The sequence below is a fragment of the Reyranella sp. genome (assembly GCF_044224635.1).
In the GTDB taxonomy this organism is placed as follows: Bacteria; Pseudomonadota; Alphaproteobacteria; order Reyranellales; family Reyranellaceae; genus Reyranella.
Genome location: NZ_JBGAKA010000039.1, coordinates 25,159 through 48,209, shown reverse-complemented (window position 1 = coordinate 48,209; position 23,051 = coordinate 25,159). Strand labels below are relative to the sequence as shown.

Genomic DNA, 23,051 nt, shown 5'->3' with positions numbered 1-23,051 from the left:
GGGGTCATGAGCCGCAGTCCCGCTGTTCATGACCCCTCGCGCTCGTTCGCTGTCGCGAGCCGCGCGCCTGTCGGCGAAGACCCTTCGGCTTCGCTCAGGGCAGGCGCCGACACCTCCCCAGCTTCGCTAGGGAGGAAAAACGTCGACGGTGCCGGTCGCATCGCGGAAGAGCTCGGCTCGGCGATCGTCGCCGGCGTCTACCAGCCGCACGCGCTGGTTCCCGGCGAGCTCGCGCTCAGTCGCCGCTTCGGCGCCAGCCGCACGGTCGTGCGCGAGGCCTTCAAGCTTCTCTCCGCCAAAGGCCTGATCACGTCGCGCAAGCGGTCGGGCACGCGCGCCCGGCCGCGCGAGGCCTGGCACATGCTGGATGCCGATGTGCTGGCGTGGCGCCTGAAGAATGGCGAGGCCGAGCCGAAATTCCTGTTCGATCTCCTGCATGTGCGCGCGGTGGTGGAGCCGGCGGCGGCGGCCATGGCGGCGCGCAGCCATACGCCGGAGACCCTGCAGGCGATCGAGGCGGCATTCACCGAGATGGAGCGCGCGGCGCACGATCCGATCCGGTTTGCCGATCCCGACATCCGCTTCCACAAGGCCATCCTGGCGGCGACGGACAATGATGTGATGGTGGCGTTCGGCGCGCTGACCGAAGCAGCGCTCGGCATGTTCGTTCGCGCCGCGTCCCGGCATGCTGGCGCACCGGCGCCGTCGGTGCCGCTCCATCGCGCCGTACTCGTCGCCATCCAGCGCCGCGACGCCGAAGGCGCCCACGCCGCCATGATGGCCCTGCTGAGCAGAACGGCGCGCAATGTCGAGCGCAACGTCGGGCCGGCACCGGCGCGGCACAAGAGTCCACCGGGGAGGGGCTCACCGCGCAGAGGCTCGCGGCGGTCCGCCAAACCGTCTAAGTAATCCTCCTGCGAGGGGAGGACTGACATGAAGGCCGCCATACTGTTCAAGCCCAACGAGCTGCTGCAGGTGCTCGACTGCGAGCTCGATCCACCCAAGGCAGGCGAGGTGCGGGTCAAGATGAAGGCGTCGGGCGTGTGCCAGAGCGACTGGCATATCCTGAATGGCGACTGGCCGTCGCCGCTGCCGATCGTGCCCGGCCACGAGGCGGCGGGCGAGATTGCCGAGTGCGGGCCCGGCGTGACGACGGTGAAGCCGGGCGACCACGTCATCTTTTCCTTCCGGCCGCACTGCGGGCGCTGCCGCTACTGCAGCCAGGGTCGCACGGTGCTGTGCATCGGCCGCAACAACACGCCGCCGGCCGGGCTCTACGACGGCACCCTGCGCATCAAGCACAAGGGCCAGGAGATCTACCAGATGGCGCGCATCGGCACCTTCGCCGAGGAGGTCGTCGTGCCGGAGGAGATGGTGGTGCCGATCCGCAAGGATATGCCGTGGGCGCAAGCCGCCCTGGTCGGCTGCTGCGTGGCGACCGGAGTCGGCGCGGTCACCCGCCATGCCCGGATCCCGACCGGCTCGACCGTGCTGGTGATCGGCTGCGGCGGCGTCGGGCTGAACGCCATCCAGGGCGCCGTGCTGTCGGGCGCCGGCATCATCATCGCGGCCGACCTTTTGGACAACAAGCTCGACATGGCGAAGACCTTCGGCGCCACCCACACGATCAACACCAGCACCAACGAGGACGCGGCGAAGAAGGTGAAGGAGATGACCGGCGGCTTCGGCGTCGACTACGCCTTCGATGCGGTGGCGATCGACAAGACGCAGGCGCTGGCCTACGACGCCCTGGCGCCGGGCGGCCATGCCGTCGCGGTCGGAGTATCCTCCCCGAATCAGCGCGCCCAGTACTCGCCCTTCAACATGGTGTTCACCGAGAAAACGGTGAGCGGCACCTTCTACGGCTCGGTCCGCCCCGACCTCGATTTCCCGGTGCTGGTCGACCACTACATGAACAAGCGCCTCAACATCGACGGCCTGATCAGCCGCACCTACAAGCTCGCCGACATCAACGAGGGCTTCAGGAAGATGATGGCCGGCGAGGTGGCGCGCGGCGTCGTGGTGTTCGACTAGGGCGATGACAGACCTCGACGATTTCGGGTTGACCGACGAGCAGAAGCTGATCCGGCGCAACGTCGCCGAGCTCCTGGCGCGCGTGCTGCCGGCTGAGGAGATCCGCCGGCTCGATGCGGCGAGCGAGTTCCCGCACGCCGCGTTCGATGCGCTGGCCGGGGCGGGCTACATGGCGCTGCCCTACGATCCGGCCTATGGCGGCATGGGCGGCAGCCGCAAGGACCTGGTGGTGCTGGTCGAGGCGCTGGCGCGCCACTACAGCGGCGCCTCGTCGTGCTACCTGCCGACGGTCGTCTATGGCGGCATGCATCTGCAGCTCACCGCCGGCGAGCATCTGCGCCGCCGCTACCTGCCGGAAATCTGCGCCGGCCGCCTGAAATCGGCCTTCGCGCTTTCGGAGCCCGACACCGGCTCGGACGCCTCGGGCATCAAGACGCGCGCCGTGCGCGACGGCAACGGCTATCGCCTGACGGGTCAGAAGCTCTATATCAGCGCGGCCCATGTCGCCGACTACCTGATGGTGGTGGCCAAGACCGACAGCGAGGCGCGGCACAAGGGCGTCACCCTGTTCTGGGTCGATGCCCGCGCGCCCGGGCTCGCCATGCAGCCGCTGCCGACGCTGGGTCGGCGCACCACGCATGCCAACGAGATCTTCTTCGACGGCGTGTTCGTGCCGGCCGATCACGTGATCGGCGAGGAGAATCGCGGCTGGGCCGGCCTGATGAAGGGGCTCAACCTCGAGCGCCTGTGCCTGGCGGCGCAGGCCTGCGGCAACATGCACTGGGCGATCGAGTATGCTCGCGCCTATGCCGTGGAGCGCCGCCAGTTCGGCCAGCCGATCTCGAAGTTCCAGGCGATCCAGCACAAGTTCGCCGACATGCGCATCCTGCTGAAGACGACGCAGGCGCTGACCTGGCGGCTGGCCGACATGCTCGACGCCGGGCTCAATCCGGTCGAGGAGACGGCGATCGCCAAGATCCAGGGCACCGACGGCGAGTTCCGCTGCGCCCATCTCGCCATGGAGATCATGGGGGGCGCGGGCTATACCATGGCGCACGATGTGCAGCGCCTGTTCCGCGACGTGCGCGTGGGCTCGATCGGCGGCGGCACCAACGACATCCATCGCAACACCATCGCCAAGATGATGGGACTATGACCAGGCGCCTACCCCTTGCCTTTGCCCTGGCGCTGGTAGCGACGGAAGCGGCGGCGCAGGCGCCGTCGGAACGCAGGCTTCAGTGTGATCGCGGCCCCACCGGCAACAGCCGCATGTTCGGCGGCACGGCGTGGGACGTCTATGGCTGCAACGACGATCGTTCGGTCGCGATCGTGACGGCGCGCGGCAATCCCGCCTTGCCGTTCTACTTCCTGTTCGTCGAGCGCGACGGCAAGTACACGCTGAGCGGCGAGGGCACCGGCCGGGTCGAGTTCACGCGCAAGGCCTATGATGACCTGCGGCGGCTATCGCAGCAGGATATCGAGGTGCTGGCGAAGGAAGCGAGCCGGGCCAAGCCGGCGACTCAGTGAGGTTCGCGGAGCCGCAGATATCTCCGCCGCCAGTGGCGCCCTCTTCCTTCTCCTCCCCAGCTTCGCTGGGGAGGAGAAGGAGAATGTCGGGCCGCCGGCCGCGGCTTGAAGGACCTTGCGGGGCCCGGTCGGCCGGTCTAAACCCGTGCGCGCTTCGACGGCAGGCGTCGCGGACAGTGCCGATCCAAGAATTTTCCAGCAATTACAGAGACTTGACTAAATGCTCTCGCGTGTCATCGGGCTGTTTTCGGCGGACATGGGGATCGACCTCGGCACGGCCAACACGTTGGTCTACGTCAAGGGCCGTGGCATCGTCCTGAACGAGCCCTCTGTCGTCGCCCTGACCACGCAGACCGGCAAGCGCCAGGTCCTGGCGGTCGGCGAGGAAGCCAAGATGATGCTCGGCCGCACGCCCGGCAACATCCAGGCGATCCGCCCGCTGCGCGATGGCGTCATCGCCGACTTCGAGGTCGCCGAGGCGATGATCAAGCACTTCATCTCGAAGGTGCACAACCGGCGGAGCTTCGCCCATCCGCAGATCGTTGTCTGCGTGCCCTCCGGCTCGACCGCGGTCGAACGGCGCGCCATCCAGGAATCGGCCGAGAGCGCGGGCGCGCGCAAGGTTTGGCTGATCGAGGAGCCGATGGCGGCGGCGATCGGCGCTGGCCTGCCGGTCACCGAGCCGACCGGCTCGATGGTGGTCGACATCGGCGGCGGCACGACCGAGGTCGCCATCCTGTCGCTGGGCGGCATCGTCTATCCGCGCTCGGTGCGCGTCGGCGGCGACAAGATGGACGAGGCCATTATCGGCTACATCCGCCGCAATCATAACCTGCTGGTCGGCGAGAGCTCGGCCGAGCGCATCAAGAAGACCATCGCCTCGGCCTGCCCGCCCGAGGACGGCGAGGGCCGGACCATGGAGATCAAGGGTCGCGATCTGATGAACGGCGTGCCGAAGGAGCTGATCATCACCGAGCGGCAGATCGCCGAGAGCCTGCAGGAGCCGGTGAGCGCCATCGTCGAGGCGGTCAAGGTCGCGCTGGAGAACACCGCGCCCGAGCTCGCCGCCGACATCGTCGACAAGGGCATCGTGCTGACCGGCGGCGGCGCCATGCTGAGCAACATGGACACCGTCCTGCGCCAGGCCACCGGCCTGCCGGTCTCGGTGGCCGAGGACCCGTTGCTCTGCGTCGCGCTCGGCACCGGCCACGCCGTCGAGAACATCGACCGCCTGCGCGGCGTCTTGTCGTCGATGTATTGATCTCTTTTCCTCCTCCCCTCGTCATACGAGGGGAGGTGCCCCGTCTTACGGGGCGGAGGGGTCATGAGCAGCGGGACTGGGACTCATGACCCCTCCGTCGCCGAAGACGGCGACACCTCCCCAGCGAAGCTGGGGAGGGGCATGAGAGGCGATTGCGCCGACACCTCCCCAGCGAAGCTGGGGAGGAGCGCAAGATCGGCGAAAAATATCAGCGGCACGAGCTCGCACATGAGGGGTAGTATGGGCGGGACATGGCGATCCGGGACGACTTCGAGGTAGTCGCTGGCCAGGTGCGTTCGGCCGTGCAGCGCTTTGCCCTCGGCCTGCTCATCATCGCTGCGTTCGGCATCATGCTGGTCGGCAAGGCCGACACGGTGCTGGTCGAGCATGTCCGCGTCGTCGCGCTCGATCTCGCCACCCCGATGCTCGAGGCGATCGCCCGGCCGGTCGGGGTGGCCAACCGCGCGATCGCCGACCTGCAGGAATTCGCCTCGCTGCGCGAGGAGAATGCGCGCCTGCGCGAGGAGAATGCCCGGCTGCTGGCCTGGCAGACCGCCGCCCGCCGCCTCGAGAACGAGAACGAAGGCCTGCGCGGCCTGGCCAGGTTTCGCGAAGGCCCGGAGGCCTCGTTCATCACCGCCCGGCTGGTGGGCGACAGCGTCAGCGCCTATGTGCGCGGCGCGCTGCTCAATGTCGGCCGCCGCGCCGGCGCCGCCCACGGCCAGGCCGTGGTGACCGGCGAGGGCCTCGCCGGGCGCATCGCCGAGGTCGGCGAGAACAGCGCCCGCGTGCTGTTCGTCACCGACGTCAATTCGCGCCTGCCGGTGCTGATCGAGCGCACGCGCGAGCGCGCCATCGTGGCCGGCGACAATTCCCCGCAGCTGCGCCTCACCCTGCTGCAGAGCGTCGCCGGCGTGCAGCGCGGCGATCGCATCATCACCTCGGGCCATGGCGGGAGCTTTCCGGTCGGCATCCCGATCGGCGAGGTCGTCGAGACCGGCGAAGGCAGCGTGCGCGTGCGGCCGTTCGCCGATTTCTCGCGCCTCGAGTTCGTCCGCGTCGTCGACTACGGCGTGCCCGGCCTGGTGAGCAATCCGGGCTCGGCGGCGCCGGCGACGACCCAGCCCGGCGTCTCGTCGACTGGCCAGAGGGTGCGCTGAGGTGCGGGTCGATGGTGCGCTGGGCACGCTCGATCGCTGGGGCCGCGCGGCGCTGCCCGGCACGGTGCTGCTGTTCTTCGTGCTGCTGACCCTGGCGCCGCTGCGCGTGCCCTATCTCGCCGATGCCTTGCCGCTCCTGCCGGCGCTGACCGTCTTCCAGTTCAGCCTGGCCACGCCCGAGCGGCTGCCCGGGCCGCTCTTGCTGGCGATGGGCGTGCTGCTCGACCTGCTGCTCGGCGGACCGGGTGCACCGGTCGGCGTGAGCGCCCTCGGCTTCGTGCTGATCCGCGCTTCCGTCGTGAACAACCGGCGCTACCTGGTCGGCGTGCCTTTCCTGTTCCAGTGGGCGGGCTTCTGCCTGCTGGCGCTCGGTTTCGTCGTGCTGGTGTGGTCGTTGACCTCGCTGTGGACCTGGACGGCGATCGATCCGCGCGCCGCGTTCGTCCAGTACGTCGTCATCGTCGTGCTCTATCCGCTGATCGGCCCGCTGCTCGCCCGCATCCGCCCGCGCGATCCGCTGAACGTGCCCGAGCTGTCGCGCGGCACGGCGCGGCCGGGAGGGACCGCCCCGTGATGCGTTCTTCGCTGAAGGTCCCCGAGCTTTCGCGCGACCTGGCGCGGCCCGGAGGGACCGCGCCGTGATGCGCTATCGCAAGGGCGACGGCGAGCGTTCCGGCCTGTTCACGCGGCGCGCCCTGCTGCTGGGCGGCGCCCAGGTGGTGCTGATGTCGGCGCTGGCCGGCCGGCTCTACCAGCTCCAGGTGGTCGAGACCCAGCGCTTCGCCACGCTGGCCGAGGAGAACCGCATCAATCTCAGGCTGCTGCCGCCGTCGCGCGGCCTGATCTTCGACCGCACCGGCAAGTCGCTCGCCGTCAACCGCAACAATTTCCGCTGCATGGCGACGTCCGATCGCGGCCGCGGCGTCGATTTGCTGATCGACCGCCTCGACCAGATCTTCTCCCTCGCCGAGGCCGACAAGGTGCGCCTGCTGCGCGAGCTCAGGCGCAGCCGCAACGCCCAGCCCGTCGTGGTGCGCGAGAATCTCGGCTGGGAGGAGGTGGCGCGCGTCGAGTTCAACGCCCCCGACCTGCCCGGCGTGTTCATCGATCTCGGCCAGTCGCGCGACTATCCCGAAGGCGAGCTGATGAGCCACATCGTGGGCTACACCGGCCGCGTTGCCGACGAGGATCTGGCCGGCCGCGACGACCCGGTGCTGCAGCTCGCCACGTTGCGCTTCGGCAAGAAGGGCGTCGAGCGCTCGCTCGAGGACGATTTGCGCGGCCGCGCCGGCGCCGTCCAGGTCGAGGTCAATGCGGTCGGCCGCGTGGTCCGCGAGCTTGACCGCACCGAGGGCCAGCCCGGCTCGAACGCCCTGCTCACCATCGATCTCGACCTGCAGCGCTTCGTTGCCGAGAAGATGAAGCAGCACCAGAGCGGCTCGGTGGTGGTGATGGACGTCGTCACCGGCGACGTCCTGGCCATGGTGTCGACGCCGGGCTTCGATCCCAACACCTTTGCCCGCGGCATCAGCCAGAGCGAATGGCGCGACCTGCTCGACAGCCCGGAGCGGCCGCTGCACAACAAGTCGATCGCCGGCGTCTATCCGCCGGGCTCGACCTACAAGATGGTGACGGCGCTGGCGGCGCTCGAATCGCGGGCGATCGACCCGTGGACCAGGCTGCCCTGCATGGGCTTCCTCGAGCTCGGCAAGATCAAGTTCCATTGCTGGCTGACCGCCGGTCACGGCTCGACCAATGTCACCGAGGCGATCGCCTGCTCGTGCGACTGCTTCTTCTACGAGGCGGCACGCCGCGCCGGCGTCGATCGCGTTGCCGACGTGGCCAACCGGCTGGGCTTCGGTCGGGTGAGCGAGCTCGGCCTGCCGGGCGAATCCGCAGCCAACCAGCCGAGCCGCGCCTGGAAGCAGGAGAAGCTCGGCAAGCCGTGGCAGCATGGCGACACGTTCAATCTCGGCATCGGCCAGGGGTTCATGACGGCGACGCCGCTGCAGCTCGCAATCATGACCGCGCGCATCGCCAACGGCGGCTACGAGGTGCAGCCCAACCTGCTGCTCGCTTCGGCGACGCCGCGCGAGGAGCTGGCGCCGCCGCCGCTGCGCACCAAACCCAATGCGCCGTCGATGCGCTTCAACCCACAGCATCTCGCCATCGTCCGCGAGGGCATGAACCAGGTGGTGAACGGCAGCCTCGGAACCGCCAACGCGCTGCGCCGCGATGCCGATGGCAAGCTGATCGAGCCGGCAATGCGGTTCGCCGGCAAGACCGGCACCGCCCAGGTCAAGCGTATCACCGAGCGCGAACGCGAGCTCGGCATCACCCAGGCGCAGCTGCCTTGGCACCTGCGCCACCACGCCCTGTTCGTCTGCTTCGGGCCGGTCGACACGCCGCGCTATGCCTGCGCCGTCATCGTCGAGCACGGCATGGCGGGCGGCGCGACGGCGGGCCCGATCGGCCGCGACGTGCTGCTCGAGACGATGAAGCGCGATCCGTCGCGCCGCACCGACAATTTCCGCAAGATGGCGTCGCGATGAGAGTCTCGTCATGAGAGTGTCGCGATGAGCTTGGCCTCGATGCAGGGCGGCGCGCTCGACGCGCCGGCGCCGATCGGATTCACCGAGAAGATCTGGCGCATCAACTGGGGCCTGGTCCTGGTGCTGACGGCGATCGCGGGCATAGGGGTGCTGGCGCTCTATTCGGCGGCCGGCGGACGTTTCGATCCATGGGCGTCGCGTCACGCCATGCGCTATGTCGCGGCGTTCGGGGTGATGCTGGCGACGGCGCTGGTGCCGCCGCGCGTTTGGCTGGCGCTCGCCTGGCCGATCTACATCGTCGCCCTGCTGCTGCTGGTGGCGGTCGACGTCGTCGGCAAGATCGGCATGGGCGCCCAGCGCTGGCTGGTGCTCGGGCCGCTCCAGATCCAGCCCTCCGAGATTGCCAAGGTTGCGGTGATCCTGGTTCTGGCGCGCTACTATCATGGCCTGCGCAGGGAGGAGGCGGCGCGCTTCCTCTATGTCATCCCGCCGCTTCTGTTCATCCTGATGCCGGTCGGGCTGGTCATGGTGCAGCCCGATCTCGGCACGGCCATGATGGTGCTGATGGGCGGCGGCGCGCTGCTGTTCGTGGCCGGTGTGCGGCTGTGGATGTTCCTGGTGGCGGGTGTGGGCGCCGTCGCCTGCCTGCCGATCGCCTGGTCGCTGATGCACGAGTACCAGCGCAAGCGGGTGCTCACCTTCCTCGATCCCGACCGCGATCCGCTGGGTGCCGGCTACCACATCACCCAGTCGAAGATCGCCATCGGCTCGGGCGGCCTGTTCGGCAAGGGATTCCTCCAGGGCACGCAGTCAGCGTTGAACTTCCTGCCCGAGAAGCAGACCGACTTCATCTTCACCACCTTCGTCGAGGAATGGGGCCTGGTCGGCGCCCTGGTGCTGCTCGGCCTGTTCGCCCTGGTGCTGGTCTGGGGCTTCTCGATCGCCTTGCGCTGCCAGCACCATTTCGGCCGCCTGGTGGCGCTCGGCGTCACCGCCATGATGTTCCTCTACGTCTTCATCAACACGGCCATGGTGATGGGCCTCCTGCCGGTGGTCGGCGTGCCCCTGCCGCTGGTCAGCAACGGCGGCACCGCCATGGTCTCGGTGATGTTCGCCTGCGGCCTGCTGATAGGCGTCAACGTCTATCGCGATGCGCAACTGCCGCGGACGCGCTGACCGGGTGCAATTTTTCTTTGCCGCCGGCCTATCGACAAGGTGTTCCCTGCTTGCTATAGCCCGCGCCGCTTCCGGCCATGCCGCCATCTGGCGGGCGCATAGCTCAGTTGGTAGAGCAGCTGACTCTTAATCAGCGGGTCCCAGGTTCGAGCCCTGGTGCGCCCACCATGGTCCGGAACGCGCCGAGGCCCCGAGTGCGGGGCCTTTTGCTTGCGCTCTCCCGGTCGTCTCGTCGGCTAGCAGATGAGGTCCGGAAATCGCGAGACAAGCGTGTGCGCCGTCGGCATTCAGCATGCTCGATGTGTGGAGGATGATCTGATGACGACGCGTCGCAGCGGCCGGACCTACGGCACCGTCAGCGCCGAGAGGCAGAAGGCGATGTCGGGCCTCGAATTCGTTCAGGGCCTGGCGGATGGGTCCCTGCCGCTCAACACGATCGCCGAGACATTGGGATACGACATCGTCGAAGCGGAGGATGGGCGGGTCGTCATCACGGCGGAGCCGAAGAGCACGCATCTCAATCCTGCCGGCACCGTGCATGGCGGTCTTGCGGCGACGCTGCTCGACAGCTGCATGGGCCTCGCGGTCCGCTCGACCTTGCCGAAGGGCGTCAGCTCGACGACGCTCGAGTTCAAGATCTCGTTCGTGCGACCGATCACGCCCGAGACGGGGCTGATCAGGGCCGAGGGCGTCGTGATCAGCCGCGGTCGAAGGGTCGGGACGGCGGATGGCCGGATCACAGACGGCAAGGGACGTCTGCTCGTGCACGGCACGACGACATGCCTGAACTTCGACGTGTGAAAGGAAAGGTTGGCGATTGCCAACCGCAAGCCGCGCTGCGATCGTCGCCGCTCGCCGAGGTCCTGCTCCGTGCCACGCATCGCCCTGATCCACGCCACGCCGGCCGCGGTCGGCCCGATCGTCGACGAGTTCGCGTCGGCGTGGCCGGCGGCCGAGATCGTCAATGTTCTCGACGATTCGCTTAGCAAGGATCGGGCGCGCGACGGCAGGCTGACCACGGCGATGGAGCGCCGTTTCGATGTCCTCGCGGACTACGCGCTGTCGCTCGGCGCCGAGGCGATCCTGTTCACCTGCTCGGCGTTTGGCCTGGCGATCGAGCGCGTGGCGTCACGGCTCGCCATTCCGGTGCTCAAGCCCAACGAGGCGATGTTCGCCGTGGCCCTGACGAGCGGCCGCCGGATCGGCATGGTCGCCACGTTCGCACCGTCGATCCCCAGCATGGAGGAGGAGTTCCAGGCCGACGCCGCCAGGGCCGGGGCTGCGGTCGAACTGCGCAGCCTGCTGGCGCCCGGCGCGCTCGAAGCCCTGAACGCTGGCCGCGCCGACGAGCACGCCCGGCGCATTGTCGAGGCGGGACGGACGCTCGACGGATGCGACGCGATCATGCTGGCCCAGTTTTCGATGGCTCCGGTGGCCGGGGCCTTGCGACAGGCGGTGGCATGCCCCGTCCTCACGAGCCCCGCCTCGGCGGTGGCCACGCTCAAAGATCGGCTCGAAGGACGGCCTCGTCCGACCGGATCTGAGTAGCTGAATGCGCTGATGCTGCAATATTTCGGCTGCCTCTTTTCCACAAGCCGTTACCGATGGCTGTGGCCGGCGAAGAGAGACTGTGGCATTCTTGCAACAAATAGAGTCCATAAGGGCTCAATGTCCCCGAATGGGCAGCGTACGGAGGGGAAAATGAGGCGATCCGGTTGGTCGTCGGACCTATGGCCGTTGTTGCGGGCTGTTGCCGCAGGAGCCGTGGTCCTGCTGGGAGTTGGCGCCGTCATCAGCTTCGGTTCGGCCGCGCTCGAGCTTGTGGCGATGCGCTGAGGCGGAGGCCTGAGCACTGATCGAAAATCAGGCGTGCCCCAGAGGCTTGCGCTCGAGGGGTTCCAACCTGCGGCCCAAGGAGCCCGGCCGGATTGCGTCGTGCCGGCACTGGCGGATTGGTCAAGCCATCGGCGGCGCTATGGCGTGCGCGGCGCCCAGCCGTAGACCCGCTGCAAGGCCTCGCCCATCAGCATGGCCCGATCGCCGTCGGACAGCCGATCGGTGACACGAAAGGCCTCGACGCCCTCGCGGTAGGTCAGGAGGGCCGTGGCCCGTGTCCAGTCGGTGCCCCACAGGCAACGATCGAGACCGAAGGCATCGAAGATGCGGCCAAGCGAATCCCAGAGGTCCCTGTACGGAAACGGCTCGTGGCTGAGCGTGCAGGCGCCGCTGATCTTGACCACGATGTTGTCGTGCGCCGCGAGCGCCAGCACGGACGCCAGCGCGGCGAAAGGCTCGGCCGGCGGCGGCGGCGTGAATGGCTGCGGCAGGCCGAGATGGTCGATCACAAGGCGCGTTCCGGGATGGCGGCGGGCAAGCTCAGCTGCCTGCTCGAGCCGTCCCCAGCACATCAGGTTGACCGGCAGCGAATCATGGCCCGCCGCGGCGAGAACGCGGCCCAAGCCGGGATCGTCCGGGTCGCTCGAAATCTCCGGCCGCATCATGACCCGGACCGCGACCGCGCCCTTGGTCGCCGCCCAGTCGGCGATCGTCTCGGCCACGGCCGGATCGTTCGGGTCGACCGGCTTGATCAAGGCGAAGCGATCGGGATGGCCCGCATGGGCGGCGATGGCGTAGCTCGCGTCCCAGCGGTACATGGCGAACACCGAGATCAGCAGCGCGCCGTCGACGCCGACGGCATCCATCGCCGCCACCATCTGATCGCCGGTCATCTCCGGCGGACCGGGCAGCGCCTCGATCCACGGCCGGCCGGGATGATTGCGTTCATAGCAATGAACCTGCGCGTCGATCGTCGCCATGTAACCTCGCCTTTTCGGCATTCCATAGTGGGCCGACATTCCGCAACGGCCGCCTGCCTTGGCGCGATATCGTCCTAGGCGCGGCGGCGTTCATCCTCGATACTGCATGCCACAATAATCGGGGAAACGAAGGCATGCCTCTCAAAATCATGATCATGGGCGCGTCCTACGGCTCGCTGCTCGCCTCCAAGATCCTGTTCGGCGGACATTCCGTGCACCTGATCTGCCTGCCGGCGGAAGCCGACCTGATCAATGCCGAGGGCTTCCGCGTGCGCATGCCGATCCGCGGCCGCAAGGATCCGGTCGAGATCGATTCGCGCAAGCTTCCCGGCAAGGTGACGGCCGGCGGCACGACCAGCGCAAACCCGGCCGACTACGATCTCATCGGGCTTGCCATGCAGGAGCCGCAGTATCGTTCGCCGGGTGTGCGCGAGCTGCTCGACGCGGTGGCGAAATCGCGGGTTCCCTGCATGTCGATCATGAACATGCCGCCGTTGCCCTACGTGAAGCGCATCCCCGGCCTCGATGGTCGCCTGCTCGAGCCCGCCTACACCGATCCCCGGGTGTGGGACAGCTTCGACCCCGAGACCCTGACCTTGTGCAGCCCCGATCCGCAGGCGATCCGTCCGCCGGACGAGCAGGTCAATGTGCTGCAGGTCACCCTGCCGACCAATTTCAAGGTGGCGCGGCTCAAGGACGAGAAGGCGACGGCGATGCTCCGCACGCTCGAGAAGGAAATCGACGCGGTGCGGTTCGACGCGCCCGAGGGGCGCGTCGAGTTGCCGGTCAAGCTGCGCGTCTACGACTCGATCTTCGTGCCGCTCGCCAAGTGGGCGATGCTGCTTGCCGGCAACTATCGCTGCATCACGGCCGACGGCATGCGCACCGCCCAGGAGGCGGTTCACAGCGACATCGCGACGTCGCGCTCGGTCTACGATTTTGTCATCGATCTCTGCCTCAAGCTGGGGGCGAGCCGGAGCGACCTCGTGCCCTTCGAGAAGTACGCCGAGGCGGCGCAGAGCCTGGTGCGCCCCGCCTCGGCGGCGCGCGCGCTCAACAACGGACTGCCCAATATCGAGCGCGCCGACAAGTTGGTGCAGCTCATCGCCCGCCAGAAGGGAATGAGCCATCCGGTGATCGACGCCGGCGTGGCCCTGGTCGACGCCAGGCTGGAAGCTAACCGGAAGAAGGCGGCGGCGTGAGGCGCGAGCCTTCGCCAGGATCGTTCCAGCCTTTCGGCAGGAGCGTGCTCAGCGCCGCAAGCAGCGCCGGATCGTCGGTCGGGATGTCCTGGTAGCAGCACGCACGATCCGCACCGTGAGGGTCGCGTAGCCAATCCTGGGGGAACAGTGCGACCCGCTCCGTCGCCATCGGCTGCGTCGCGGCGATGGGCCGGCCGGTCAGCGTGGCATGCAGGGCGGCGCCGAGATCGGCGCCGATCAGGCCGCCGAGATGGGCGACTGGCGTCGGTCGCGCATTGAATTCGAGGAAGGTCAGGCCGCCGTCGCGGCGCCTGATGAAATCGAGGCCACAGAAGCCGCTGTAGCCCAACGAGGCGATCAACCGTCGCGCCAGATCCTCCATCTCGGGGTCGCCATGCAGCCGCACGCGCGTGCTGGGTCCGGTCGGCCGCGGGTAGAATTCCTCCACGTCAGCGGAGAGGCCGGCCAGCCATTTTCCATCAAGGGCAACGGCCGTGTGAAAGGCGGGTTCGCCCGGTACTGCCGCCTGGATGGTGATCCCTGGATCGCCGGCGAGACCGATGCTGCGAAGCCATTGTCGCCCCCGCCTCAAGGTCCCCTCAGCCGACCACAGGGACATGTCCGTATTGGTGAGCTGGGCGAAATTGGCGGCGAGCGACATGCGATCGCTGCACCAGCGCACGCCGTTGCCGCCCGCCGTGTTGTCGCGTTTGAGATACACCGGCCAGCCGAGCTGTTCCGCTTTGCTGAGCGCTTCGTCGAGCGAGCGGACCGCAGCGGACGCGGGGCACACGAGGCCGCTATCGACGGCGAGCATCGTCATCTCGGCGCGGCCCAACAGGCTTGGCCTCGACGGCAGCGAGCGCAGCAATGCCGACTTGGCACCCGGCGATGTCGGCGCCGACCGCGACGTCGCCATGAAATTCAGCACGCGCACCGACTTTTCGTCGCCAGGCACGATGAAGTCTGGAGCAAAAGCCTCGATGGCCTGCCAAGCCGGCCGTTCGAGGGTGCGCGGTCCGCCATCGGCCTCGAGCGGGAAACGCTGATCCACATCGCACGATTGGGCGACAAAACTGCTTGGCGGAGCGAGCAGCCCAACCTCGAAGCCAGCCCTCCGCAGGTTGCGTGGCAGACGCGCCGACCCGTACCAGTTGTCGAGTGCGACAATCAGCAGGCGAAGCTTGGTCATTTGGTTACCTGATTACCCATCAAGCTGCGCAACGTAAGAAAGTTGTGCCTCCAGGATGTCGAAGTGTCATCGACGCCTGGCCACAGAGCCCAAGAGCACTGTCGAAAGCCTTACGCCGGGCGTGACCAGGGTATCACGATTGCGCCATCCGGCCTTTGGCGTCGGTCCCCAGACTTCATCGGCGGTTCCGCCCGATTTCCTGCTACAACGACTCACGGGGAGTTCGGAATGATTCGCATTTTCTGCGGCATCCTTGTGGCATTCATGGTCTGCGGGGAGGTGCAGGCACAGCCTCCATCTCCCGAGGCGTGGGCATTCGTGTTGTTCGGCGAAGGCACGAATGGCCGGCCGGTGCCGATGGTCCGCAGCGTCGAGGAGGGCGGCACGTCCTGTCCAAGCCTGCGTGATGCCGACGGCGCGGCGCTGGCGACACTCGGTCCGCGCAGACGGCCGGCGGGCGGGCATTTCGATCAGGTGTTGGTGTGCGAGGCGCTCTATCCGGTGGGCCGTTCGGCGAGCGTGCAATTCGCCAGCCGTCGGGTCGACCTGCCGGTGGTCTCGCTCGGCACGCCGCGGCGCATCGTCATGCTGGGCGATTCGGGTTGCGAGGGGGCGGCCGGCATATGGCCGCAGCTCTGCATCGGCAATGGCTATGACAGGATGTGGCCGTTCGGAACGATTTCGTCGGAAGGCGCCACCGACGGTCCCGACCTCATCGTCCATCTCGGCGACTACAACTATCGCGGCACGCCGCACTTCATCGTGTTTCCGACGCGCGCCACCGGCTATGCGCACGACCTCAGGGTCAGCGTGTTCGACACCGGCGACCTCGACGATGAAGACGAGGCGCCGCGTTATCCGATCGGACCGGGCTACTGGAGCCAGAACATGCAGGGCAGTCCGCTGCCCGACAAATGGTCGTACTGGCGCGACGATTTCTTCGTTCCGTCGACCCGCCTGCTGGTCGCGGCGCCCTGGCTGCTGAGCCGCGGCAATCATGAACTGTGCAGCCGCGCCGGGCCCGGCTGGTTCTATCTGCTCGATTCAGCGTCTACCCTGCTCGGTCCCGGCCGGAGCCAGTCGGAATGCCCTCCGCAGACGCCGTCCCACTGGATACCGGGCGCCTGGCCGCCGCCGCCCGTGCTGCCGTTCGAAGGCCGTTCCTTCCCGACCGCGCCGCATGCGCCGTTTCGGGTAAGGCTCGGGGAGCTCGACATCATCGCCATCGACTCTTCCGATGCCGGCGACGCCGTGCTTTACGCGCTCGAGCACTACATCACCGTCTACCGCTCTGTCGCGAGCCTGCTGGCGCAGAGCAGGAATCCGACCTGGCTGGTCACGCACCGCCCGGCGTGGGGCGTGGTCAAGAAGATCAAGGGATCGCCGGCCAGCGACGCGCCTTACGGCTTCATCAACCTGACGCAACAGACCGCGATCGCCACGGTGTTCCGCGACGGGCTGCCCGGTCACGTCAAAGGCGTGTTCTCCGGCCACATGCATCGCTTCCAGGCAGTCGGATTCGCCGGCAAGCGGCCGCCGCAGCTGTCGGTCGGCACCGGCGGCACCGACCTCGCCCGGGTCATTCCCGAGCCGCGGCCGTTGGCCCCCAGGCAACCGGTCCGCGTGCCCGATCTCGACGGGTTCGACGGTCATGTCGTCGGCCTCAGCGATTTCGGCGCGCTGGTCGTCACCCCGCGCGACAACGGCGAGTGGACCGCGGTCTTTCGCGGTGTTGACAACCAGTCCCTGGCGACCTGCGATTCGCGCTGGGCCAGCGAGGCCGGCGGCAGCCGTTCGGTGTGCGCTCTCGAATAGAGCCGCCATCCTCGGGAGCCCGTGACCTCAGGCCTCGCCCCTGTCGGCGAGGCGCTGATAGTAGAGCAGGTCGAGCTCGGGCGCGCTCTTGCCCAGGCTGGTCAGAACCATGTGTGCCTGACCACGATGATGGGTCTGGTGGTTGAACCAATGATTGAGGGCGGGCATCAACGGCTGCACGAATTCCTCGGGTGTCGAGACGCGCCGGTAGCGGATGACGCCTGCGAGCGCTTCCTCATCCAGACCATCCATCCAGGCGACGATCCGTCGATCTTCGGCCCGCCGCGCCGCCGCAAGATCGGCGAGACGCTCGTGCAGGATCGTGTCGAGACGCTCCGGCGCCTCGCCTGAACCGGTGAATCGCTGCATCCAGATCCGATCGGTGGTCAGCAGATGGTTCAGCGTGCCATGCATCGACTTGAAGAAGGCGCCTTGGTCGGCACGGTACTCGGCGTCGCTCAGCAGTGCGGCGGCGTCGTAGAGACGGCGATTGGCCCATTGATTGTACCGGGCGAAGGTCGCGTAGTGGCTCTTCATGCCGGCATTGTGCGATTGCCGGCCCCTGTTTCAAGATTGATTGACTCGTTCAACCATCTGCGCAGCCCGAGAGGCCGTGACTTTTCCAACAGCCGAGCTTTCGACGGAGAGCTCATGGTCTCTGGACTGCGAGCGTCCCGCTCGTGGTCCGGAAGACTCAGAGCATGAGTGGGAAACTCCTGCCTCTCGCCTGCGATGCTCACCGCGATACGCGTTCCTCGCCGGCGATCAGGCCGTAGAGCATGACGCTGTGCCACTGGCCCCCGACCAGCCAGCGATCGCGGATCGGGCCGCCTTCGAGGCGGAACCCCAGCCGCCTGGCAAGGGCCGCCGACGGCTTGTTCTCCTTGCGGATCAGCGCCTCGATCTTGTGGACGCCGAGATCGTCGATCAGATGGCGCAGCAACGCCTGGCCGGCCTCCGTCATGTAGCCCTTGCCCTGCATCTCCGGCAGGATCAGCCAGCCCATATCGACGCGTTTCTCGCGCAAGTCTCGGCGATGATAGTTGATCATGCCGATCAGACGACGACTCTTGATCTCTTCGACCGCCCACAGCACGTAGTTGCGTGGACGATAGCCGAGATGCCAACTCATCATCTTCTGCGTTCGCTGGGCACTCGGGCTGGGGTCGGTGCCCCAATAGCGCAGATTGTCGGCGTCGCCATAGAGAAGGTGCAGAGCCGCGTCGTCGCTGGCTCGAAACGGCCGCACGCGCAGTCTCTTGGTGACGAATGTCGGTTGTTTCTTCGGAGCGCTGGCCATTGGCTACACTAGTCACGGAGGGTATGTATGACCAAGCGAATCGGCATCCTGACGAGCGGCGGCGATTGCGCCGGCCTGAACGCCGCGATCCGGGCCGTCGCCTTGCGTGCCCGTCATGGCTACGGCTGGACGACTGTGGGAATACGCTACGGCACCCTCGGCTTGCTCGAACGTCCGGTCGAAGCCGAGGTGCTCGACGTCGATCGGATGGATGCCGCGTTGGCGCGCCAGGGCGGGACGTTCCTCGGCACTACCAATCGCGGCGATCCGTTCGCCTTTCCCATGCCCGACGGCAGCCGCAAGGATCGCTCGGGTGAGATGGTCGAGGGGCTGCTCCTGCTCGGGATCGAGGGCCTGATCGGCGTGGGCGGCGACGGCAGCCTCGACATCCTGCGACGCCTGGTGGCGCCGTCGGGCATGCCGTTCGTCGGCATTCCCAAGACGATCGACAACGACGTCGCCAACACCGAGCGCGCCGTCGGCTATCCGACCGCCGTTGCCGTCGCCACCGAGGCGCTCGATCGCCTGCATCCCACCGGGGCGAGCCACGAGCGCGTCATGGTGCTGGAGGTGATGGGGCGCGATGCCGGCCACATCGCCATCGCCGCCGGCATTGCCGGCGGCGCCGACGTCGTGCTGATCCCGGAAGTGCACTGGCATTTCGAGCGGGTGGTGGCGCACATCGCCAGCCTGCGCGCAACCGGACGCAGCTCGGCGCTCGTCGTGGTGGCCGAGGCGGCTGGCCAGTCCGACAAGGCGTCCGATGCCGCGAGTGATGCGCCCAAGCAAGGCGTCGGCGACTGGCTGGCACGCCGCCTGAGCCAGGCGACCGGTGCCGAGGCGCGCGCCACCGTGCTGGGCCATGTCCAGCGCGGCGCGACGCCGACCGCCGAGGATCGCCTGCTCGCCGCGGCGCTGGGCGTACGCGCCGTCGACCTGCTGGCCGAGGGCAAGTCCGACCGCATGGTGGCATGGTGGAACCGCCAGGTCATCGATGTGCCGCTGGCGAAGGTCGTCGGCCGCTCGCGCACGGTCGATCGCGACGGCACCCTGATCCGCACCGCTCGCGCCCTCGGCATCTGCCTGGGGGATGCCGGGTGAGGCACATCTCCTCCCCAGCTTTCTTTGTTCTCCTCCCCACGCTTTGCGTGGGGAGGTGTCCGCGTAACCGCGGACGGAGGGGTCATGAGCAGCGGGAGTGGGGCCTCTGACCCCTCCGTCGCGTATGACGCGACACCTCCCCAGCTTCGCTGGGGAGGAATCATGAGAAGGACAACGAGGTCACCGACCCTTCAAATCGGCCGCCGCTATCCAGAACACCTCGCCTTCGCTGTGCTCGGTGTCGAGCCACAGGAAGGGCAGATTCGGGAAGGCCGCTTCGAGGGCGCGCCGGCCGCGACCGACCTCGCACAGCAGCGCGCCGTGCCGTGTGAGGTGGCGGGGGGCTTCGGCAAGGATGCGGCGCACGAGGTCGAGCCCGTCGTCGCCGGCAGCCAGCGCGATCCGAGGCTCGTGCAGGTATTCCGGCGGCAGCCGGGCCATGCCGCGCGCGTCGACATAGGGTGGATTGCTGATGATGAGGTCGTAGCGCCTGGCGCCCAGCGGCGCGAACAGATCGCCGCGATGCAGCGTGATGCGATCGCCGAACCGATGGTTGGCCACGTTGGTTCGCGCCAGCGCCAATGCGCCCGCGGACAGATCCGTGGCGTCGATCTCTGCCCGCGGGAAGGTGAGGGCGGCCAGCACGGCAAGGCAGCCCGAGCCGGTGCACAGGTCGAGGATGCGCTTGATGCGCCCGGGGTCACCGATCGGCAGGATACCGTCGGCCAGCATGTCGCCGATGAAGGAACGTGGAACGAGGGCGCGCCGGTCGCTGGCGAAACGCACGCCGTGCATGTAGGCGGCGCCGACGAGATAGGGCGCCGGCAGGCGCAGGTCAGTGCGCGCGTCGATCAACGTCAGCAGTCGGGCGCGTTCCTCGGCGGTCGGCCTGAGATCGAGGTAGGGATCGAGGCGGTCGATCGGCAGACCAAGCCCTTCGAGCAGGAGGAACGCCGCCTCGTCGCGGGCATTGGTCGTGCCGTGGCCGTAGGCCAGCCGGGCGGACCGGAAGCGGCGGACGGCGAAGCGAAAAATTTCACTCAGGGTGTCGAGAGAAGGTTTGTTGGCGGAGGGCATGGCCGCCTAGAGTAGCCGACATGACCAACCGTGCCTTCCCTCTTGCGGCCTGCCCGCGGCGCCAACAGAGGGGCCTTTAGGATGGCCGGCCCTCTCGACGGCTTGGTCGTTCTCGACCTGACGACGCACTTGTCGGGCCCGTTCTGCGGCATGCAGCTCGCCGACCTCGGCGCCGACGTGATCAAGATCGAAAGCCCGCAGGGCGATTCGATGCGCGGCGCACCGCCTTTCATCGAAGGCGAGTCGGCACCCTTCATGCTGTGGAACCGCAACAAGCGCGGCATCCGGCTCGATCTCAAGGATGCCGCCGACCTCGAAACCTTCTGGGAGCTGGTCGACGGCGCGGACGTGGTGCTGGAGAATTTCCGCCCCGGCGTGATGAAGCGGCTCGGCCTCGGCTGGGAGACGCTGAGCGCGCGCAACCCGCAGCTGGTGCTGGGTTCGATCTCGGGCTTCGGCCAGACGGGACCCTATGCCGGGCGCGGCGGCTTCGATCTGATGGTCCAGGCGATGTCCGGCCTGATGTCGGTGACCGGACCCAAGGATGGTCCGCCCTACCGCATTCCGCTCGCCATCTCCGATGTCGGCGCCGGGCTCTATCTCACCATCGGCATCCTGGCGGCGCTGCAGGCGCGCCAGGCGACCGGCAAGGGCCAGTGGGTCGAGACGTCGCTGCTCGAGGCCACGGTGTCGCTCGGCGTTTACGAGGCCGCCAACTATTTCGCCAACGGCAAGCGGCCCGAGAAGCTCGGCCAGGCGCATCGCGGCTCCTCGCCCTACCAGGTGTTCCAGACGTTGGACGGCTGGCTCACCATCGGCGGCGCGCAGCAGAATTTCTTCCGCAAGCTCTGCGCCATGATCGGCAAGCCCGAGCTCGCCGATGATGCGCGCTTCAGGACCAACGCCGACCGGGTGAGGAACAACGACCTGATCGTCGACCTGCTGCAGGCCGAGGTACTGAAGCGCAGCACGGCCGACTGGATGACGGCGCTCGAGGCCGAAGGCATTCCGGCCGGGCCGGTGCTGCACCACGACGAGGTCTTCGCCGATCCGCAGGTCCTGGCGCGCGGCATGGTGGCCGAGGTCGAGCATGCCAAGGCGGGTCGGCAGAAGACCCTGGGCGTGCCGATCAAGATGTCGGCGACACCGGGCGGCGTGCGTCGCGCCGCGCCGGCGCTCGGCCAGCACGACGACGAGATCAAGCACAACAAGCCCAAGGGAAAGAAACCATGGTCCGGTCGACAGTCGCGCTCGCGGCAATCGCGCTGACGGGCGGGCTGGCGCCCGTCGTCGCATCGGCGCAGAACGGCTACAGCTTCACCGACGCGGCGACGTCGGCAGTCCGGTATGGCGCGGCGCCGGCAAAGTCGGCGATGGGATGCGTTTCCGTCGCGGGTCTCGCAACCATGGAAACCACGATCATCTCGGCCCGCGTCGTAGCGGCAGCCGACGGCGTGCCCGAGCATTGCCGCGTCACCGGCCTGATCCAGCCCGAGATCCGCTTCGAGGTGAACCTGCCGGCCAACTGGAACCGGCGCTTCTACATGCACGGCAATGGCGGCTTCGCCGGGGAGACGCCCGAGACCGGCAACCGGCCGCTCTATCGGGCCAATGCCCTGAAGCAGGGTTTCGCCACGGCGACGACGAACACCGGCCACGATGCGGCGGCCGAGCCGCTGGCGAGCTTCGCCGTCAGCTACCAGAAACGCGTCGACTATGCCTTCCGCGCCGTGCACCTGACGGCGGTCGAGGCCAAGCGCATTGCCGCTGCCTACTACGGGCGCGCCGCGTCCTACTCCTATTGGGACGGCTGCTCGACCGGCGGTCGCCAAGGGCTGATCAGCGCCCAGCGCTTCCCGCAGGATTTCGACGGCATCGTCGCCGGCGCGCCGGTGTTGAACTTCGTCGATACGGTGGCGCAGAGCCTGTGGAACGGGCAGGTGATGGCGGAGGCGCAGGTGCCGCTCGCCAAGATGAAGCTGGTTGCCGACGCCCTCTATGCCCGCTGCGACGCCAAGGACGGGCTCAAGGATGGCTTGATCGACGATCCACGGCGCTGCGACTTCAATCTCGAGCGCGACGTGGCGCAATGCCCGGCGGGGCAGGACGCCGATAATTGCCTGACGCCGCAACAGACCGTCGCAATCAAGAAAGTCCATGCCGGCGTGCAGGTCGATGGCAAGCCCGCCCATTTCGGCCAGACCCTGGGCGCCGAGGTCCTGGGCAGCTCGTTCACGGGCAGCGGCGCGCAGGAGAGCGGGTGGGACCGCTGGCTGATCGCCCGCGCCGGCGACAAGGCGATCCAGCATGCTTACGGCGAGAGCTTCATCCGCTATTTCCTCGGCAAGTCCGATCCGCTGCTCGACACCGGCAAGTTCGATTTCGCCAAGGACATCGCGAAGTACAACGACGCGCGCACGCTCCTGAACGCCACCGATCCCAATCTCGGCACGTTCCGGGCGCGCGGCGGCAAGCTGCTGATGTATTTCGGCTGGGCCGACACGGCGCTGCCGCCCCTGATGGGTCTCGACTACTACTTGAAGGCAGTGGCGGCCAACGGCCTCGACACGCCCGACTTCTTCCGTCTGTTCATGGTGCCCGGCATGTTCCATTGCCGCGGCGGCGTCGGCACCGACCGGCTCGATGCCATGACGGCGCTGATCAACTGGGTCGAGAATGGCGTGGCGCCGGCCTCGATCACCGCTTCGCAGGCCGACAAAGGCAAGATCGCGCGCACTCGCCCGCTCTGCCCCTATCCCCTGGTGGCCCGCTATTCGGGTTCCGGCAGCGTCGACGAGGCGGCCAGCTTCGCCTGCAAGGCCCCGGACCCGTAAGGGC

The 23,051-nt window shown here is 67.8% G+C and carries 21 protein-coding genes and 1 tRNA gene; 17 read left to right on the top strand and 5 right to left on the bottom strand.

The window, feature by feature from the left end; genetic code table 11:
* The first annotated feature begins 6 nt into the window (after window positions 1-6).
* The 12 genes from ACILR9_RS27430 to ACILR9_RS27375 all read left to right on the top strand — a co-directional run bounded on the left by ACILR9_RS27430 (window position 7) and on the right by ACILR9_RS27375 (window position 11,258).
* On the top strand, window positions 7-909 hold the full coding sequence (locus ACILR9_RS27430; protein WP_395713158.1) for a FadR/GntR family transcriptional regulator: 903 nt from the start codon (window positions 7-9) through the stop codon (window positions 907-909).
* Window positions 910-933: 24 nt separating this feature from the next.
* Entirely contained in the window at window positions 934-2,034 is a 1,101-nt protein-coding gene (locus ACILR9_RS27425) for a Zn-dependent alcohol dehydrogenase (protein ID WP_395713157.1), read from the top strand.
* 4 nt (window positions 2,035-2,038) lie between these two features.
* Complete coding sequence (locus tag ACILR9_RS27420) at window positions 2,039-3,190, top strand: acyl-CoA dehydrogenase family protein (protein WP_395713156.1); 1,152 nt, start codon at window positions 2,039-2,041, stop codon at window positions 3,188-3,190.
* Window positions 3,187-3,561: a hypothetical protein gene (locus ACILR9_RS27415; RefSeq protein ID WP_395713155.1), complete on the top strand. Its 375-nt coding sequence runs from the start codon at window positions 3,187-3,189 to the stop codon at window positions 3,559-3,561. The genes ACILR9_RS27420 and ACILR9_RS27415 overlap by 4 nt, the downstream gene beginning before the upstream one ends.
* Before the next feature lie 220 nt (window positions 3,562-3,781).
* Complete coding sequence (locus ACILR9_RS27410) at window positions 3,782-4,822, top strand: rod shape-determining protein (protein ID WP_395713154.1); 1,041 nt, start codon at window positions 3,782-3,784, stop codon at window positions 4,820-4,822.
* A gap of 251 nt (window positions 4,823-5,073) precedes the next feature.
* On the top strand, window positions 5,074-5,982 hold the full coding sequence (mreC, locus tag ACILR9_RS27405) for a rod shape-determining protein MreC (RefSeq protein WP_395713153.1): 909 nt from the start codon (window positions 5,074-5,076) through the stop codon (window positions 5,980-5,982).
* A gap of 1 nt (window position 5,983) precedes the next feature.
* Entirely contained in the window at window positions 5,984-6,556 is a 573-nt protein-coding gene (locus ACILR9_RS27400; RefSeq protein ID WP_395713152.1) for a hypothetical protein, read from the top strand.
* Between the two features lie 67 nt (window positions 6,557-6,623).
* Entirely contained in the window at window positions 6,624-8,534 is a 1,911-nt protein-coding gene (gene mrdA, locus ACILR9_RS27395; RefSeq protein WP_395713151.1) for a penicillin-binding protein 2, read from the top strand.
* Window positions 8,535-8,558: 24 nt separating this feature from the next.
* Entirely contained in the window at window positions 8,559-9,710 is a 1,152-nt protein-coding gene (rodA, locus tag ACILR9_RS27390) for a rod shape-determining protein RodA (RefSeq protein ID WP_395713150.1), read from the top strand.
* Window positions 9,711-9,802: 92 nt separating this feature from the next.
* Window positions 9,803-9,878: transfer RNA gene (locus tag ACILR9_RS27385), tRNA-Lys, on the top strand.
* A 150-nt stretch (window positions 9,879-10,028) separates the two neighbouring features.
* A complete protein-coding gene (locus ACILR9_RS27380) occupies window positions 10,029-10,511 on the top strand; it encodes a PaaI family thioesterase (protein WP_395713149.1) in 483 nt (160 codons plus the stop codon).
* Window positions 10,512-10,580: 69 nt separating this feature from the next.
* The gene (locus tag ACILR9_RS27375) at window positions 10,581-11,258 is read left to right on the top strand and encodes an aspartate/glutamate racemase family protein (RefSeq protein WP_395713148.1); all 678 of its coding nucleotides are present in this window, start codon (window positions 10,581-10,583) and stop codon (window positions 11,256-11,258) included.
* A gap of 425 nt (window positions 11,259-11,683) precedes the next feature.
* Here the strand turns inward: ACILR9_RS27375 and ACILR9_RS27370 are convergent, their stop codons facing one another.
* Window positions 11,684-12,526, bottom strand: a complete 843-nt coding sequence (locus tag ACILR9_RS27370; protein ID WP_395713147.1) for an amidohydrolase family protein — start codon at window positions 12,524-12,526, stop codon at window positions 11,684-11,686.
* Window positions 12,527-12,660: 134 nt separating this feature from the next.
* Between ACILR9_RS27370 and ACILR9_RS27365 the strand changes: the two genes are divergently transcribed.
* Window positions 12,661-13,728 carry a hypothetical protein gene (locus tag ACILR9_RS27365; RefSeq protein ID WP_395713146.1) on the top strand — a complete coding sequence of 356 codons (1,068 nt, stop codon included), beginning with the start codon at window positions 12,661-12,663 and terminating at the stop codon, window positions 13,726-13,728.
* Here ACILR9_RS27365 and ACILR9_RS27360 read toward each other — a convergent pair.
* Window positions 13,703-14,920 carry an ATP-grasp domain-containing protein gene (locus tag ACILR9_RS27360; protein ID WP_395713145.1) on the bottom strand — a complete coding sequence of 406 codons (1,218 nt, stop codon included), beginning with the start codon at window positions 14,918-14,920 and terminating at the stop codon, window positions 13,703-13,705. The two genes, ACILR9_RS27365 and ACILR9_RS27360, sit on opposite strands and share 26 nt — an antisense overlap.
* A gap of 228 nt (window positions 14,921-15,148) precedes the next feature.
* On the opposite strand from ACILR9_RS27360, the gene ACILR9_RS27355 reads away from it, so the two are divergent.
* A complete protein-coding gene (locus tag ACILR9_RS27355) occupies window positions 15,149-16,735 on the top strand; it encodes a hypothetical protein (RefSeq protein ID WP_395713144.1) in 1,587 nt (528 codons plus the stop codon).
* A 27-nt stretch (window positions 16,736-16,762) separates the two neighbouring features.
* On the opposite strand, the gene ACILR9_RS27350 is transcribed toward ACILR9_RS27355, so the two are convergent.
* Together ACILR9_RS27350 and ACILR9_RS27345 are read right to left on the bottom strand one after the other, a co-directional pair.
* Window positions 16,763-17,272, bottom strand: coding sequence for a DinB family protein (locus ACILR9_RS27350; protein ID WP_395713143.1), 510 nt, complete (start codon window positions 17,270-17,272; stop codon window positions 16,763-16,765).
* Between the two features lie 199 nt (window positions 17,273-17,471).
* Window positions 17,472-17,984, bottom strand: a complete 513-nt coding sequence (locus ACILR9_RS27345; RefSeq protein WP_395713142.1) for a GNAT family N-acetyltransferase — start codon at window positions 17,982-17,984, stop codon at window positions 17,472-17,474.
* Window positions 17,985-18,062: 78 nt separating this feature from the next.
* Here ACILR9_RS27345 and ACILR9_RS27340 point away from each other — a divergent pair, with 78 nt between their 5' ends.
* Window positions 18,063-19,136: an ATP-dependent 6-phosphofructokinase gene (locus ACILR9_RS27340; RefSeq protein ID WP_395713141.1), complete on the top strand. Its 1,074-nt coding sequence runs from the start codon at window positions 18,063-18,065 to the stop codon at window positions 19,134-19,136.
* Window positions 19,137-19,316: 180 nt separating this feature from the next.
* On the opposite strand, the gene prmB is transcribed toward ACILR9_RS27340, so the two are convergent.
* A complete protein-coding gene (gene prmB, locus ACILR9_RS27335; protein WP_395713140.1) occupies window positions 19,317-20,213 on the bottom strand; it encodes a 50S ribosomal protein L3 N(5)-glutamine methyltransferase in 897 nt (298 codons plus the stop codon).
* An 81-nt stretch (window positions 20,214-20,294) separates the two neighbouring features.
* On the opposite strand from prmB, the gene ACILR9_RS27330 reads away from it, so the two are divergent.
* Together ACILR9_RS27330 and ACILR9_RS27325 are read left to right on the top strand one after the other, a co-directional pair.
* Window positions 20,295-21,482 carry a CaiB/BaiF CoA transferase family protein gene (locus tag ACILR9_RS27330; protein WP_395713139.1) on the top strand — a complete coding sequence of 396 codons (1,188 nt, stop codon included), beginning with the start codon at window positions 20,295-20,297 and terminating at the stop codon, window positions 21,480-21,482.
* Window positions 21,443-23,047 (top strand): tannase/feruloyl esterase family alpha/beta hydrolase, encoded by a 1,605-nt coding sequence (locus ACILR9_RS27325; protein ID WP_395713138.1) that lies wholly within the window; start codon window positions 21,443-21,445, stop codon window positions 23,045-23,047. Before ACILR9_RS27330 ends, ACILR9_RS27325 begins: the two co-directional genes overlap by 40 nt.
* The last annotated feature ends 4 nt before the right edge of the window (window positions 23,048-23,051 follow it).

Excerpts from the sequence above, each read along its gene's own strand:
- ACILR9_RS27430 (WP_395713158.1), top strand. The coding sequence starts at position 7 with ATGAGCCGCAGTCCCGCTGTTCATGACCCCTCGCGCTCGTTCGCTGTC.
- ACILR9_RS27425 (WP_395713157.1), top strand. The coding sequence starts at position 934 with ATGAAGGCCGCCATACTGTTCAAGCCCAACGAGCTGCTGCAGGTGCTC.
- ACILR9_RS27420 (WP_395713156.1), top strand. The coding sequence starts at position 2,039 with ATGACAGACCTCGACGATTTCGGGTTGACCGACGAGCAGAAGCTGATC.
- ACILR9_RS27415 (WP_395713155.1), top strand. The coding sequence starts at position 3,187 with ATGACCAGGCGCCTACCCCTTGCCTTTGCCCTGGCGCTGGTAGCGACG.
- ACILR9_RS27410 (WP_395713154.1), top strand. The coding sequence starts at position 3,782 with ATGCTCTCGCGTGTCATCGGGCTGTTTTCGGCGGACATGGGGATCGAC.
- mreC (WP_395713153.1), top strand. The coding sequence starts at position 5,074 with ATGGCGATCCGGGACGACTTCGAGGTAGTCGCTGGCCAGGTGCGTTCG.
- mrdA (WP_395713151.1), top strand. The coding sequence starts at position 6,624 with ATGCGCTATCGCAAGGGCGACGGCGAGCGTTCCGGCCTGTTCACGCGG.
- rodA (WP_395713150.1), top strand. The coding sequence starts at position 8,559 with ATGAGCTTGGCCTCGATGCAGGGCGGCGCGCTCGACGCGCCGGCGCCG.
- ACILR9_RS27380 (WP_395713149.1), top strand. The coding sequence starts at position 10,029 with ATGACGACGCGTCGCAGCGGCCGGACCTACGGCACCGTCAGCGCCGAG.
- ACILR9_RS27370 (WP_395713147.1), bottom strand. The coding sequence starts at position 12,526 with ATGGCGACGATCGACGCGCAGGTTCATTGCTATGAACGCAATCATCCC.
- ACILR9_RS27365 (WP_395713146.1), top strand. The coding sequence starts at position 12,661 with ATGCCTCTCAAAATCATGATCATGGGCGCGTCCTACGGCTCGCTGCTC.
- ACILR9_RS27360 (WP_395713145.1), bottom strand. The coding sequence starts at position 14,920 with ATGACCAAGCTTCGCCTGCTGATTGTCGCACTCGACAACTGGTACGGG.
- ACILR9_RS27355 (WP_395713144.1), top strand. The coding sequence starts at position 15,149 with ATGATTCGCATTTTCTGCGGCATCCTTGTGGCATTCATGGTCTGCGGG.
- ACILR9_RS27350 (WP_395713143.1), bottom strand. The coding sequence starts at position 17,272 with ATGAAGAGCCACTACGCGACCTTCGCCCGGTACAATCAATGGGCCAAT.
- ACILR9_RS27340 (WP_395713141.1), top strand. The coding sequence starts at position 18,063 with ATGACCAAGCGAATCGGCATCCTGACGAGCGGCGGCGATTGCGCCGGC.
- prmB (WP_395713140.1), bottom strand. The coding sequence starts at position 20,213 with ATGCCCTCCGCCAACAAACCTTCTCTCGACACCCTGAGTGAAATTTTT.
- ACILR9_RS27330 (WP_395713139.1), top strand. The coding sequence starts at position 20,295 with ATGGCCGGCCCTCTCGACGGCTTGGTCGTTCTCGACCTGACGACGCAC.
- ACILR9_RS27325 (WP_395713138.1), top strand. The coding sequence starts at position 21,443 with ATGGTCCGGTCGACAGTCGCGCTCGCGGCAATCGCGCTGACGGGCGGG.